Raw genomic sequence first — 13,697 nt, forward strand, 5'->3', positions numbered from 1 at the left:
TCAGACCCTGTCGTTCAATGCATGTACCTTAATGAGGCGTCCGGCAAAGGCCGGTGACCGCGTCATTGTTTTCGCCGGCCAGCGCCGCCCGTTGCCCGGGACTGACCGCCGTTGCGGTACCGTTCGAGCAGGTTTGCGCGCTTCACTACACCCTCACCCGCCTGCCCTGCAAGCGCTGCGGCATGGATAAAAGCATTCTGGCCCATCAGTTCGTCCATTTCCGCCTCCGTAAAGACACGGAAGGACGGTATTTCCGCTTCGGTCTCCATGCCGAGATGCCAGGCCTTCCTTGCCTGATCGATCTTGCGCACGCCATCGGCGGCGGCGTTCATCGCATGGAACACGGCAAGTGCCGAGCCGTTGCGAACGGCGCCATCCACCTTCGACGAGCCGGATACGAACTGGCCCGCCTTGCGTGCCATGTTCATCATCCCGGCCAGTTGCGCTGCTAGAAGGCGGTCGACGGTGGCGCCGAGATCGCTCGGCGCGGTCACCTCCGCCTTCAGGGCGCGGGAGAACAACTTTTTTGCCACTGCCTTGTCCACGAGCGCCCGGTCGATCTTGACCCAGCATCCGCGTCCCGGCAGCTGCCGCTTCAGATCCGGAACGACTGTTCCGTCCGGAGCGGCGACGAAGCGGATCAGCTCATCCGGCGATCCGCTTTCGCGTGTTACGATGCACATACGGCCATTTGCGCCGTCACCCGAAAGATCGTCGTCTTCGGGCGCGGCCTTCGGCCCCTCTGCGCTCATCATGCTTCCTGCTCGGCCTCGCCTTCACCTTCCGATGCCTCTTCGGCTTCGGCGGCGAGATCCGCTTCGGTGATCCAGCCGGCCAGCAGGCGGGCCTGCACGACCATCTGTTCGGCTTCGACGCGCGAGACTTCGAGCTTGGAGAATAGGCCTTCAAACTTCTTCGTTTCGCCGTTCTTGCGTTCGCTCCAGCCGACGAGGTCGTCGGCGGCGCAGCCGGCGAAGTCCTCGATCGTCTTGATGCCGTCCTCGCCGAGGGCGACCATCATCTGCGCCGTCATGCCGTTGATCTGACGCAGCTCGTCGGAAACGCCGAGCGCCTTGCGCTTCTCGTCCATCTCCGCTTCGAGCTTTTCGAGATATTCGCGGGCGCGCGTCTGGATTTCCTGGGCGGTGTCTTCGTCGAAGCCGTCGATCGAGGAGATTTCGTCGAGATCGACGTAAGCCAGTTCCTCGACGGCGGCAAAGCCTTCCGAGGCCAGAACCTGGCCGACCATTTCGTCGACGTCGAGCGCGTCCATGAACAGGTTCGTACGCTCGTTGAATTCCTTCTGACGGCGTTCCGATTCCTCGGCTTCCGTCATGATGTCGATATCCCAACCGGTCAGCTGCGAAGCGAGGCGGACATTCTGGCCGCGGCGGCCGATGGCGAGCGAAAGCTGCTCGTCCGGCACCACGACTTCGATGCGCTCCGCATCTTCGTCGAGAACGACCTTGGCGACTTCGGCCGGCTGCAGCGCGTTGACGACGAAGTTCGCCGGCTCGCTGGACCAGGGAATGATGTCGATCTTTTCGCCCTGCAGCTCGCCGACGACGGCTTGAACGCGCGAACCGCGCATACCGACGCAGGCGCCGACCGGATCGATCGACGAGTCGTTCGAGATGACGGCGATCTTGGCGCGCGAGCCTGGATCGCGGGCGACCGACTTCACCTGGATGATGCCGTCGTAGATCTCAGGCACTTCCATGGTGAAGAGCTTGACCATGAACTGCGGATGCGTGCGCGACAGGAAGATCTGCGGGCCGCGCTGCTCGCGGCGCACGTCGTAGACATAGGCGCGGACGCGGTCGCCGTAGCGGAAGTTTTCGCGCGGGATCATTTCGTCGCGGCGGATGATGCCTTCGCCACGGCCGAGGTCGACGATGACGTTGCCGTATTCGACGCGCTTGACGGTGCCGTTGACGATTTCGCCGACGCGATCCTTGAATTCGTCGAACTGACGGTCACGCTCGGCTTCGCGCACCTTCTGCACGATGACCTGCTTGGCCGACTGGGCGGCGATGCGGCCGAAATCCATCGGCGGCAGCGGATCGGCGATAAAATCGCCGAGGGCTGCGTCCGGGTTGCGGTCGCGGGCCAGTTCCAGCGGGATCTGCGTGGAATAGTCCTCAGCCTTCTCGACCACTTCGAGCAGACGCTGGAGGCGGATTTCACCCGTCTTCGGATTGATGTCGGCGCGGATATTCGATTCCGTGCCGTAACGCGAGCGCGCGGCCTTCTGGATCGCATCCGCCATTGCGGCAAGCACGATCTCGCGGTCGATGACCTTTTCGCGCGCCACTGCATCTGCGATCTGCAGAAGTTCTAGCCGGTTCGCACTGACTGCCATTGTTCTTAGTCTCCGTCTTCCTGCCTTCAGGTTTCCCGTTCCGTCAGGCGGTTCGTTGATCGGTTATTCCTAGTCGTCCGCTTCGTTCTGGTTCGCTGCCTCGGCTTTCGCCAGCTTGTCGGCGCGCAGCGCGTCGCGGATGAGATCGTCCGTCAGGATCAGCTTGGCCTCGGCCAGCGTGCTGAACGGAATGGTCACCTTGGGCTCCTCGCCATAGGCGACCTGGTCGCGTTCGATCGTGAAGCCGTCATTGTCGACGGCGGCGATCTTGCCGCGGAAACGCTTGCGGTTATCGACGAGGATCGACGTTTCGCACTTGACGATATGGCCGATCCAGCGCTGGAAATCCGACTTTCGCACCATCGGGCGATCGATGCCGGGCGAAGACACTTCGAGATGATACGCCTTATCGATCGGATCTTCCACATCCAGGACCGGAGAAATGGCCATGGAGACCTCTTCGCAGTCCTCGACGGTCATGGTGCCGTCGTTGCGCTCGGTCATGATCTGCAGCGTGAGGCCGTTCAGATTGAGGAGACGCACGCGCACCAGACGGAAGCCCATGCCCACAAGCACGGGCTCGATGATCGCGGCGACGCGCTGATCAAGGCCGGTTTCGACGATCAGCCGGGGTTCATTGGTATTGTCTGCGTTTGTCACGTCCGACAAGCATTCACTCCGCATTGTTCATGCATTGGGAGATCGCGCTAATAAAAAAGAGCGGGTCCTTGCGGCCCACTCTTCATCACACGATCAAGAATTTGATGCGGATATAAGCCTCTTTCCGGCAAATTGCAAGGCATTCGCGCCTAAAGCCTTTTCCGCAGCTATTTCAGCACGCCGAGCATGGAGCTATCGGGATAGCAGGTGGGCTTCATGCCGCTCTTTTCCTGCCATTGACCGATCGAGCGCCGGGTTTTGTAGCCGGGCAGGCCGTCCGTGCCGCCGACATCGTAGCCCTTGTGCTCCAGAACCTTCTGCATATTGGCGACATCCGAGCGCAGCATCTTGCCGACATCGCCCCATTTTTCCTGGAAGGCGCCGCCACCATAGGCGATACGGTCGGCGAGATTGCCGATATAGAGGCCGTAGAGGTCGGAATTATTGTATTCCTTGATGACGTAGAAATTCGGCGTAACGATGAATTCCGGCCCGTCGCGGCCGGCCGGCACCAGCATCATGCCGCTGGCGCGCATTTCATCCGCCGGGAGGGACTTCCCGGAAACCGGCTTGATCCCAAGCGAGGCCCATTGCGAAATCGGCTTGGCGAGATCAGGCCCTTCCTGCGCGCAGGAGACGTTCTGCGGGATCATGACCTCATAGCCCCAGCCGCGGCCACGCTGCCAGCCCTTTTGAACCATATAGTTGGCTATGGACGCCAGCGTGTCCGGCACCGAGGTCCAGATGTTGCGATGGCCGTCGCCATCGAAATCGACGGCATATTTCAGATAGTTGGTCGGCATGAACTGCGGCTGGCCGAGCGCGCCGGCCCACGAGCCCTTGAACTGATCCGGCGTCACATCGCCATGGTCGAGGATGCGCAGTGCCGCGATCACTTCGGTGCGGAACATATCCTTGCGCGTCGACATGAAAGCCTTGGTCGCCAGCACCTGCATCGCCGAATTCGGCAGCTTGGCGGCACCGAAGCCGGTTTCTCGACCCCAAATCGCAAGCAGGATCGGCCCCGGAACGCCGTAAGTCTTTTCGATGCGCCGCAACACCGCCCCATATTGCGAGGCGAGGCTCCGCCCGGTCGCGGCGAGCTTCTGCAGCCGCGCCTCGTTGAAATAGGGGGCGGGCGAGGAGAATTCCGCCTGGGTCTGTGGCTGTTGCTTCGGCCTCGGGAAACCCGGCGGCTCGAGATCAGGCAGATCCCAGCTCAGCGTCACGCCGGCAAAGGCGGCCTGGAAGATTTTTTCCGAAATCCCGGCCTTTCGCGCCTCAGGCCAGAGATCCTTCTGAATCCAGGCCTGAAACTGCGCTTCGACATCGGCTTTCGAGGCGGCAAGCGCAGGCAGGGGAAGGAGGCTGAGGAGGAGGAGAAGCAGTCGCAGAACGTGCCGCGAGATACCCCCCTCTGTCCCTTTCGGGACATCTCCCCCACAAGGGGGGAGATTGTTGGCGGCGGGCTTTGCGCCATACCGAAGGTCCGAAGTCTCTGCGATTGCAGTACCAAATTGTTTGTCGAAGACGGTGCTACGAGCTACCAATCTCCCCCCTTGTGGGGGGGATGTCAGCGAAAGCTGACAGAGGGGGGTATGCACTCTCCTCATATGCAGTCCTTTGTTACAGCAATCAAATCGCCGTCCGCGCCCTCAGCGCCGCCGCAAGCGTGCCTTCGTCGAGATAATCGAGCTCGCCACCAACGGGCACGCCATGGGCAAGACGGGTGATCTTGACCTCGAGGCCATCAAGCTGGTCGGTTATATAGTGCGCTGTTGTTTGCCCCTCGACTGTCGCATTGACGGCGATGATGATCTCGCGAATGCCGCCTTCGCTGACGCGGGCGATCAATCCGCGAATGTTGAGATCGTCAGGCCCGACGCCGTCGAGCGGCGATAGCACGCCGCCGAGGACATGGTAGGCGGCGTTCATCGCGCCTGATCGCTCCAGCGCCCAGAGATCGGAGACGTCCTCGACGACAATGATGACGGACTGGTCGCGGCGATCGTCGGTGCAGACGGTGCAGGGGTCGACGGTATCGACATTGCCACAGCGCGAACAGATCTTCACTTTGTCGTAGGCGTCGCCCATCGCATGCGACAGCGGGCCGAGCAGCTGGTCCTTCTTCTTGATCAGATGCAGCGCCGCGCGGCGCGCAGAGCGCGGCCCAAGGCCTGGTACTTTCGCCAGGAGCTGGATGAGTTTTTCGATTTCTGGGCCGGTGACTCGCTTTGCCATGGGAGGCTTTTAGCTCATAAGTTTCAGGAACGGAATCTCGGAAGGAACGGTTGACCGATGAAAATCCTGGCCGTGTGCCGCGGTGCCCCTGAAACGCTGCCGGGCAAGAAGGCGAAGACCGGCATCAACAAGCACGCAGTCAGCGGTGCCGTCATGATCGACGAAATGGGACTGCTTGGCGATGCCATCTGCAATCGCAAGCATCATGGCGGCCGTGATCAGGCTGTTTATGTCGAGGGTTCGCTGGCGCTGGACTGGTGGGCAGCCGAGCTTGGACGATCGCTGGAGCCCGGCACCTTCGGCGAAAACCTCGTCATCGAAGGTTTGGACAATTGCCAGGTCGCCGCCGGCGATCAATTCATAGCTGGCGATCTTGTTATGGAGGTGACCTCGGCGCGCATTCCCTGCTCCACCTTCGCGGCTAAGATGGGCGATCCGCAATTCGTCAAGCGATACATCCGGGCGGGGCGGCCCGGCATCTATTGCCGCGTTCTTGCGAGCGGCACAGTGAGCGCTGAAATGCCGGTCACCTACCTGCCCTATGCCGGCGAGAGGGTGACGATGCCGGAAATGATGGCGACATTCGGCAGGCGATTGTCGCCGGAGGACCGGGCGCGCTATCTGGCGGCGCCCGTCCATCACAAGCTGCGTGCACTCATCGAAAGCGATGCAGCAGTCTGAACTCACCGCATGGCAATCGCAACGGCCGCGCCTGCCATGGTGCCGGCGCTGGCGCGATTGGCGATGCGTACGGCGCGGCGGCTCTTGAGGAAAGTTCTGGCCTTCGCGGCGAGCATCGCCCAGGAGAGGTCGATAATGACGAGCACCGCAAACATTGTCGCAACCAGCTCGGCCCAGCCGGAGATTGTCACACCGTGCAGATCGATGATCGAAGGCAGCAGCGCCACATAAAATACCATGATCTTAGGATTGCCCATGGTAACCGTGAAGCCCGCGAGGAAGAGCCGTATGGCCGATTGCTCGTCCGGCAGTTCCTCTCCCGTCGCATCCGAGGAGGCAAACCACATCTTCCAGGCAAGGTAGAGCAGATAGGCGACGCCCAGCCACTTGATCGCCACGAAGGCCAAATGGAAGGTTTCGGCAATGGTCGCAAGGCCGGCAACGGCGCAGGTGAGCCAGATCGCCTCACCAAGCCACATGCCCGAGAGGAAGGGCAGCACGTTTCGCGCGCCCTTCGTCAGCACGCGCGCCACGAGTGCCGCGATGTTCGGTCCCGGCGATCCCGCCGCAATGAACAAGGCGCCGGCAAAAACAAGCAACGTCGATAGGCTCATCGCATTTCCTCCAACAGGACAGGCTGGACGATATCTGGAAGAAGAGCGCCAGAGATAGCATTCCCGCGCGGCTTTTCCAAACGCCAGGTTTGCGTTCAGCCAAGCTCGGCGCGAAAGCGCCCGAAGATTGCCTTGCCTTCCGCCCAGTCGCCCAGTCCGGATGCAGCATTGATATGCCCGTGCGGCCCGGCATCGACGAAGGCGCTGCCCCAGCTTTCGGCACTGCGACGCGCATGATCGAAGGAGCTGAAAGGATCGTCGGTGCTGGCGACGAGCAGGGATGGAAAGGGCAGTCGCTGCCGTGGCGGATCGGCAAAGCTGCCGGCTTCGGCAAGATAGATTTCGCCCTTGGGATCAGGCGCTGCCACCAGAAACGCGCCAAGGATCGCAGTTTTCTTGATGGGCGCCCAATGGGCGATCAGTTGGCATGCAAGGCTGTGCGCGATCAGGATCGGCGGCGTTTGCGAAAGGGAGATTTCGCGCTCGAGCGCAGCAATCCAATCCGAAAGGATCGGTCTGTCCCAGCTCGACGGTTGAAAGCGTCGCATGGCGGGATCGTCCCGCTCCCACAATGTCTGCCAGTGACCTTCGCCCGAACCGCCCAGCCCCGGTAGCGTGATGATGTCGCTCATCTCTATCCTTTCTCCATGGTCTTTCACGGAGAAAAGCTGGCATGCCGGGATACCGATTGACATTGCAATCCATCGGATAAAACTTGTCCCAAACGATGAATTGAAAGTGAGCAATGGATACTCTCGAAAGAGGACTGGATCCGACGGATCTATCGATCATCGAAATCCTGCAACAGCACGGGCGAATTTCGGTATCGGAGCTCGGCCGCCGTGTCGGCCTGTCGCAGCCGGCGGCATCGGAGCGGCTGAAGCGGTTGGAGGAGCGTGGCGTGATTGCAGCTTATCGCGCCGTCATCAATCCCGCTGCCGTCGGGCTTGGCATGATGGCAGTCATCCGCCTGCGCACGACGCATGAGCATATTCGGCCATATCTGAAGCAGTTTTCGGAAATGCCCGAAATTATCGAGGTACTCAGATTGACGGGCGAGGATTGCTTCCTGCTTAAGGTTCTCGTGCCGACACCATCAGACCTTGAAACCATCGTCGATTCAATTGCCCGCCATGGTGCGGTTACGACATCGCTGGTGCTGCGGAACGAACCTGCAAAGGCGATAGGCCGCGATCTCATTCGCAAGGCGGCCGCACGCTGAAAGACATAGTCCAGCCTCAGAACGGCAGCTTGAAACCGGGCGGAATCGGCAGGCCGGCGGTCAGCTCGCGGGTCTTTTCCGCGGCGATCGCCTCAGCCTTTTCCTGAGCATCCTTGTTGGCGGCGACGATCAGGTCTTCGAGGATTTCGACATCGTCTTCCTTGAAGAGCGATGGATCGATCTTGAGGCCGACCATGAGGCCTTTGCCGTTGACGGTGACGGTGACGAGGCCGCCGCCGGCCTTGCCTTCGACGCGGATGTCGGCGATCTCCGACTGCATCTTCTCCATCTTCGCCTGCATTTCCTTCACTTTGCCCATCATGCCCATGATGTCGCGCATCGTCTTTGGTCCTTCTTCTCCAAGTCTCTGTTTGAGCGGCAGGATATGTCGTCATGGTCGTCAACCGCTTCAAGCCGAAGCGGTTCCGTCAGCATTCATCCTAACCTTAGAATTCGATGTCGTCGCCGGGTAGAATATCGCCATCGACGGATTCGGCGATTGCCGGCGGAGCAGCCGCTTCGTCCTCTTCGTCCGTCTCGGGCGCCCGCACCCGTACGTCGATGATCTTTGCGCCCGGAAATTGCGCCAGGATCGCCGCGACATCGGGGTCCTGCCGTGCGTCGGCGACGCGCTGCTTCTGGGCGTTCGCTTCTGCTTCGACAAGCGTCGGCTGGCCCTCCTCCCGGCTGAGGCTGACGATCCAGTGAATGCCGGTCCATTCCTTCAGCTTGACGGCAAGCTCATTCAGCAGCGTGCCGGGAGCGCCCGGTGCCAGGCTGACATCGAGCCGGCCCGGCTCCAGCCTGACAGGGCGCACGAAGGTACGCACCAGCGCCTTCATCTTCGGATCGCGCTTCTGGCTCGCAAGTTCGGCGATATCGGCCATCGAATTGACCGGTACGAGCGGCTTCGGCGCTTCAACCGGTTTCTGTTCGATGCGCCCGACAGGCTGCCCGACCGGCTGTGTATTCGGAACGGAGCGCAATATGGCGACCGGTGCGGAAGGCGCAGGTCTTGGCGCTGGCGTTTCCACTGCACGCGCCATGGCATTGCCCTGATAGGACACCGCTCCGCCGCCACTGCCGCCGCTCGGAGACGGAGAGGGGCGGGAGCTGCTATTACCATCAGAAAACTCGGCAAGCCTGCGCGCCGCGTCCTCCGGTGCCGGCAGATGAGCCGCGTGTGCAAGGCGGATCAGCACCATTTCCGCAGCGCCGGCGGTGCGTGAGGCGTTCTCCGTTTCGGCAATGCCCTTGAGAAGCATCTGCCAGATGCGGGAAAGTGCAGTTACCGCAACGCCTTGTGCGAATTCCGCCGCTTTCGTGCGCTCGACTTCGCTGAGCGACGGATCGTCGGCGGCGTCGGGCACATATTTGAGGCGGGTCACGAGATGGGTGAAATCAGCAAGGTCGGTCAATATAACGACGGGATTGGCACCGGCCTCGTACTGGCTGTTGAATTCGGCAAGGGCTGCCGAAACATCGCCTTTGACGACATGGCCGAAGAGATCGACAATGCGGGCGCGGTCGGCAAGGCCGAGCATGGCGCGCACGGCATCGGCGGCAACGAAGCCGCTGCCATGGGCGATCGCTTGATCGAGCAACGACAGACCGTCGCGCGCCGAACCTTCGGCGGCACGTGCGATCATGGCGAGCGCTTCCGGCTCGGCCTCGATGCCTTCCTTGCCGGCAATGGTGGTAAAGAGCCCGACGAGATCGGAGGCGCTGATACGGCGCAAGTCGAAGCGCTGGCAGCGCGACAGAACCGTGATCGGAACCTTGCGGATTTCGGTGGTGGCGAAGATGAACTTCACATGCTCGGGCGGCTCTTCGAGCGTCTTCAACAGCCCGTTGAAGGCGGCCGTCGACAGCATGTGCACTTCATCGATGATGTAGACCTTGTAGCGCGCCGAGACCGGGCGGTACCGCACCTGCTCTATGATCTCTCTTATATCGTCGATACCGGTGTGCGAAGCGGCGTCCATCTCGATGACGTCGACATGCCGGCCTTCCATGATCGCCTGGCAATGATCGCCGGGCTCACGCAGGTCGATCGTGGGCCGATCGATGTCAGCGGTCTTGTAGTTGAGCGCGCGGGCGAGGATGCGGGCGGTCGTAGTCTTGCCGACACCGCGCACGCCGGTCAGCATATAGGCTTGGGCGATGCGGCCGGTCTCGAACGCGTTGGTCAGCGTACGGACCATCGGCTCCTGGCCGACCATCAGGTCCGTGAAGTCCTTGGGTCTGTATTTGCGGGCCAGCACCCGGTAGCCGGTGCCGGTCGAGGCGGCATCTTTTGCTTGTCGCTCGGTGTCGCTCATCGCCCTGCTTATTGCCCGATGCCTAGCTCATCGCCCGGCGAAAGCCGGGTCTTGCTTTCGGAGTGGTGGGAGGCTGGCACGATGACCCGTGCCGGGCTCGTTAGGGCTGCTTCCTTCCGGACCTGACCCGGTTGGCGAGTGGCTCGTCCACCACCAACCTCCCGGATGCACATATCGGCAATATCGTCATCAAAAGCAAGCCAAGGTCAAAAAAAACTGCTAAACATTTGATAAAACAATGGAGGATGCCCCCTTGAAGGAGTTTACGCTCGACGATCGTCTTGCGAATGACAGCGTTTCCGTCACCATAACCGGCCTTTGTGACGTCAGGCTGATGAAGGATCGCCGCTGGCCATGGCTCGTGCTCATCCCGCGCCGGCCCGGCAAATCGGAGGTCTTCGAGCTGACTCCGCTCGACCGGATCTTGCTGACCTTCGAAACGGATAAGGTCGCAAGCGCCCTGAAGACGGTGACGGGCGCAACAAAAATCAATGTCGGGGCACTTGGAAATATCGTCCGTCAGCTGCATGTTCATGTCATCGCGCGGTTCGAAGGTGATGCCAACTGGCCCGGCCCCGTTTGGGGCTACGGCAAGGCGGAACCCTATTCGGACGAAGACATGAACAGCCTCATAGCCAAGTTGCGGGAAACGCTTTCACAATGAGCCATTCCATCTTTTCCTCGGATGCGCCCCATCCGGAAGCCAGCAGTCTCACCGCCTTTGCGGAAAACCAGCTCAACCGGGATGCCGAGCATCGCGACGAGGAATCGATCCAGCAGGCGCTCGCCAAGGAAGGCACGCATATCCTGGCTTTCGCCCAGGACCGGCTTGTCTTGAAGCATGATGGGCAGGTGCTGGACCCACTGTTTGCCCGCTATGAGTTGAAGGATCTCGATCCGAATTGGGACGAGGCCGTTCTCCTCGGCTACCGCAAGACCGGCGAGCCTCGGCTTGCCGTGCCCGTGCGCGTCAATCCTGACGAGCTTGCTAGCCAGTATAAGCCGGCTGACATGCGCGCGCTCTGGCGCGATCTTCTGCTGGAAGGCGAAATCCTGGGTGAAGCCGCGCAGGGCATGAGCCTCATTCGCTGGAATGGCGACAACCGCTTCTGCGGCCGCTGTGGCTCGGTCATGGAAAGCCGCATCGGTGGCTACAAGCGGGTCTGCACGGCCTGCGAACATGTGATCTTCCCGCGTACCGATCCGGTCGTCATCATGCTCACGATCGACGAGGAGCGGAATCGCTGCCTGCTTGGCCGCAGCCATCACTTCGCGCCAGGCATGTATTCCTGTCTCGCCGGCTTCGTCGAGCCGGGCGAAACCATCGAGAATGCAGTGCGCCGCGAAACACTCGAAGAATCCGGTATTCATATCGGCCGCGTGCGCTATCACGCCTCCCAGCCCTGGCCGATGCCGCATTCCCTCATGATCGGCTGCTACGCCGAGGCGAAGTCCACGGAAATCCACATGGACGAAGCCGAGCTTGACGATTGCCGCTGGTTTACTCCGGAAGAGACGCTCGCCATGCTCGACCGCGTCTCGGCCTCCGGCAACACATCTCCGCCCAAGGGCGCCATCGCCCATCGCCTGATGCGCGACTGGGTGGAATGGAAGCGCTAGGACTATTGTGCCATGGCCCGCTCGGAACGCTTGCTGACGCTGTTGCAGACGCTGCGGCGCTATCGTCGTCCGGTCAGCGGTGCCGTTCTGGCGGAGGAGACCGGCGTCAGCCTGCGCACGCTCTATCGCGACATTGCCAGCCTGCAGTCGCAGGGTGCGATGATCGAGGGCGAACCGGGGATCGGCTATGTCCTGAAGCCCGGCTTCATGCTGCCGCCGATGATGTTTTCGCAGGATGAGATCGAGGCGCTGGTGCTGGGATCGCGATGGGTAGCGCGCGCTACCGATTCGCGCTTGGCGGCAGCCGGCGCCGACGCGCTTGCCAAGATCGCCGCCGTGCTGCCCGCCGACCTTCGCGATGAGGTCGACCAGGCGGCAGTGGTCGTTGCCACGCGGCGTGTCACCGAAGACAAGGCCGATCTTTCCCTCATGCGCAAGGCGATCCGCACGGAGCGCATGGTGCAGCTGACCTATGGCGATGTGAACGGCGCCATTTCCACCCGGCGTATCTGGCCCTTCGCGCTCGGCTATTTCGACAATGCCCGCATCATCATGGCCTGGTGCGAGCTGCGTCAGGATTTCCGCCATTTCCGCGCCGACCGCATCGTCGATTTTGCGGTGCTGGAGGCGCGCTATCCGCGCCGGCGTGTCGCGCTCGCCAGGGAATGGCATGCCCGTGAAGGCATGGTCCACAATTGATCCGCCAAAGCATGTCGCGCAAAAGTGTGCAGCGTTTTTGCGACAACGACATGCGTAAAATCAAAGACCTAAGCGCAGGAGGCGAATCTGAAAGATCGCGACCCGCTTCAGTGTGATGCTACTGCCAGAAACTGTCAGTAGATGCGGCTATGATGGGTCCATCCAATCAGGAAGGAGGACCGATCATGGCAGGCAACGTTTCCATCATTTCGCAACATGTGAATCGCGGCGGCGTCGAGGCGCTTAAAGGCAAGCATCAGTCATGGCCGACTCGTCTCTCTGAGGTCGCGCTTGGCTATTTCACCCGCCGCTGGAATCGTCTCGATATCGAGGAAGCGCCGAATTCCGTGATGCGGGATCTCGGTTTTCTCGATGGCCGCGCACCTTACCGTGAGGAAGAGCGGATGCATTAGAGCAGCTCCGGGAAAACTGCGTGGCAGTTTTCCGTCAGGAATTGCGGGAAATAAAGAGGTAGGGCGGTTCATAGATTCCGCGAAAGACTGAACCGCCCCGGAGCGTCCCGCGCGAAGTTCGCCGTGACTTTGCGATAACGACATCGATAAAATCGGAAATTCAAGCGCAAGACACTAATCCGAAGGCTGCAGCAGGTTTCGGAAACGCGGCTTCGCACGCACTCATCATGACAGACAAAGCCATCCTCGGCGGGCTGAGCTCCATCCGCCGGGCTACAGCCGCATGCCCTTAAATCCATCAAAACAAGAGGACTATTCAGATGACCAGCCCCAACCTCATCATCTTCTATGTCAAGGACCCCAGCGAAAGCACGCCGTTCTACCGCGATCTCTTCGGCCGTGAGCCGGCATTCGCGTCGCCGAACTTCGTGGCTTTCGCGCTCGACAACGGCCTAAGTCTCGGCCTCTGGCGCCGAAGCAGCGTCGAACCCCAGCCCTCCGCCATCGGCAATCGCGGCGAACTGGGCTTCATGGTCGAAGGCGCCGGCGCCGTCGAGCAGCACTATAGGGATTGGAAGGCACGCGGCCTGCCGATCGCGCAGGAGCTGACGACGATGGATTTCGGCCCAACCTTTGTCGTGCTCGACCCGGACGGCCATCGCCTGCGCGTTTGTGAGCCGGATAAGTAGATTGCCGATTGTCTGGCTTGCCCCTCATCCTAGCCCTCTCCCCGCTCGCGGGGAGAGGGGACGACCTCTGTTCCCTCGCTAAGTCCGACGACGAGAGTAGGCTGTAGGTGCGTCTATCACCTTCTCCGCGCAGGCGGGGAGAAGGTGGTCGCCCTTCGGCAAGCTCAGGAGGCCG

The 13,697-nt window shown here is 61.2% G+C and carries 16 protein-coding genes and 1 other RNA gene; 7 read left to right on the forward strand and 10 right to left on the reverse strand.

Translation table 11 applies throughout. The annotated features are described in order from the left end of the window. Positions 1–62: 62 nt before the first annotated feature. The 5 genes from I8E17_RS17585 to recR all read right to left on the reverse strand — a co-directional run bounded on the left by I8E17_RS17585 (position 63) and on the right by recR (position 5,263). Positions 63–755: an RNA-binding protein gene (locus I8E17_RS17585; protein ID WP_069613594.1), complete on the reverse strand. Its 693-nt coding sequence runs from the start codon at positions 753–755 to the stop codon at positions 63–65. After that, entirely contained in the window at positions 752–2,362 is a 1,611-nt protein-coding gene (gene nusA / locus I8E17_RS17590; protein ID WP_069613595.1) for a transcription termination factor NusA, read from the reverse strand. Before nusA ends, I8E17_RS17585 begins: the two co-directional genes overlap by 4 nt. 69 nt (positions 2,363–2,431) lie before the next feature. Continuing rightward, the gene (gene rimP / locus I8E17_RS17595) at positions 2,432–3,031 is read right to left on the reverse strand and encodes a ribosome maturation factor RimP (protein ID WP_113366704.1); all 600 of its coding nucleotides are present in this window, start codon (positions 3,029–3,031) and stop codon (positions 2,432–2,434) included. Positions 3,032–3,189: 158 nt separating this feature from the next. Beyond that, positions 3,190–4,431 carry a lytic murein transglycosylase gene (locus I8E17_RS17600; protein WP_113366728.1) on the reverse strand — a complete coding sequence of 414 codons (1,242 nt, stop codon included), beginning with the start codon at positions 4,429–4,431 and terminating at the stop codon, positions 3,190–3,192. A 226-nt stretch (positions 4,432–4,657) separates the two neighbouring features. Further along, positions 4,658–5,263, reverse strand: a complete 606-nt coding sequence (recR, locus tag I8E17_RS17605; protein WP_069613597.1) for a recombination mediator RecR — start codon at positions 5,261–5,263, stop codon at positions 4,658–4,660. A 57-nt stretch (positions 5,264–5,320) separates the two neighbouring features. Between recR and I8E17_RS17610 the strand changes: the two genes are divergently transcribed. Further along, complete coding sequence (locus I8E17_RS17610; protein ID WP_113366705.1) at positions 5,321–5,944, forward strand: MOSC domain-containing protein; 624 nt, start codon at positions 5,321–5,323, stop codon at positions 5,942–5,944. A gap of 2 nt (positions 5,945–5,946) precedes the next feature. On the opposite strand, the gene I8E17_RS17615 is transcribed toward I8E17_RS17610, so the two are convergent. Both I8E17_RS17615 and I8E17_RS17620 read right to left on the reverse strand, forming a co-directional pair. Beyond that, positions 5,947–6,558 (reverse strand): LysE family translocator, encoded by a 612-nt coding sequence (locus I8E17_RS17615; protein ID WP_113366706.1) that lies wholly within the window; start codon positions 6,556–6,558, stop codon positions 5,947–5,949. A 95-nt stretch (positions 6,559–6,653) separates the two neighbouring features. Then, complete coding sequence (locus tag I8E17_RS17620) at positions 6,654–7,190, reverse strand: alpha/beta hydrolase (RefSeq protein WP_113366707.1); 537 nt, start codon at positions 7,188–7,190, stop codon at positions 6,654–6,656. A 113-nt stretch (positions 7,191–7,303) separates the two neighbouring features. On the opposite strand from I8E17_RS17620, the gene I8E17_RS17625 reads away from it, so the two are divergent. Beyond that, entirely contained in the window at positions 7,304–7,780 is a 477-nt protein-coding gene (locus I8E17_RS17625) for an Lrp/AsnC family transcriptional regulator (protein WP_113366708.1), read from the forward strand. A gap of 16 nt (positions 7,781–7,796) precedes the next feature. Here the strand turns inward: I8E17_RS17625 and I8E17_RS17630 are convergent, their stop codons facing one another. From I8E17_RS17630 to ffs, 3 genes are all read right to left on the reverse strand, one after another. Continuing rightward, on the reverse strand, positions 7,797–8,120 hold the full coding sequence (locus I8E17_RS17630; RefSeq protein ID WP_037155519.1) for a YbaB/EbfC family nucleoid-associated protein: 324 nt from the start codon (positions 8,118–8,120) through the stop codon (positions 7,797–7,799). Between the two features lie 106 nt (positions 8,121–8,226). Next, positions 8,227–10,101: a DNA polymerase III subunit gamma/tau gene (locus tag I8E17_RS17635; RefSeq protein ID WP_113366709.1), complete on the reverse strand. Its 1,875-nt coding sequence runs from the start codon at positions 10,099–10,101 to the stop codon at positions 8,227–8,229. A 65-nt stretch (positions 10,102–10,166) separates the two neighbouring features. Next, positions 10,167–10,263, reverse strand: an RNA gene (gene ffs / locus I8E17_RS17640) — signal recognition particle sRNA small type. Positions 10,264–10,354: 91 nt separating this feature from the next. Between ffs and I8E17_RS17645 the strand changes: the two genes are divergently transcribed. The 5 genes from I8E17_RS17645 (at position 10,355) to I8E17_RS17665 (ending at position 13,522) form a co-directional block, all read left to right on the forward strand. After that, positions 10,355–10,765 carry an HIT family protein gene (locus I8E17_RS17645; RefSeq protein WP_083258209.1) on the forward strand — a complete coding sequence of 137 codons (411 nt, stop codon included), beginning with the start codon at positions 10,355–10,357 and terminating at the stop codon, positions 10,763–10,765. Further along, on the forward strand, positions 10,762–11,721 hold the full coding sequence (nudC, locus tag I8E17_RS17650; RefSeq protein ID WP_113366710.1) for an NAD(+) diphosphatase: 960 nt from the start codon (positions 10,762–10,764) through the stop codon (positions 11,719–11,721). Before I8E17_RS17645 ends, nudC begins: the two co-directional genes overlap by 4 nt. Before the next feature lie 12 nt (positions 11,722–11,733). Continuing rightward, positions 11,734–12,420: a YafY family protein gene (locus I8E17_RS17655; RefSeq protein WP_069613605.1), complete on the forward strand. Its 687-nt coding sequence runs from the start codon at positions 11,734–11,736 to the stop codon at positions 12,418–12,420. Positions 12,421–12,605: 185 nt separating this feature from the next. Further along, the gene (locus tag I8E17_RS17660) at positions 12,606–12,833 is read left to right on the forward strand and encodes a hypothetical protein (protein WP_229002043.1); all 228 of its coding nucleotides are present in this window, start codon (positions 12,606–12,608) and stop codon (positions 12,831–12,833) included. A gap of 320 nt (positions 12,834–13,153) precedes the next feature. After that, entirely contained in the window at positions 13,154–13,522 is a 369-nt protein-coding gene (locus I8E17_RS17665; RefSeq protein WP_069613607.1) for a VOC family protein, read from the forward strand. Positions 13,523–13,697 lie beyond the last annotated feature (175 nt).

The organism is Rhizobium sp. AB2/73, from assembly GCF_020871915.1.
In the GTDB taxonomy this organism is placed as follows: Bacteria; Pseudomonadota; Alphaproteobacteria; order Rhizobiales; family Rhizobiaceae; genus Rhizobium; species Rhizobium dioscoreae.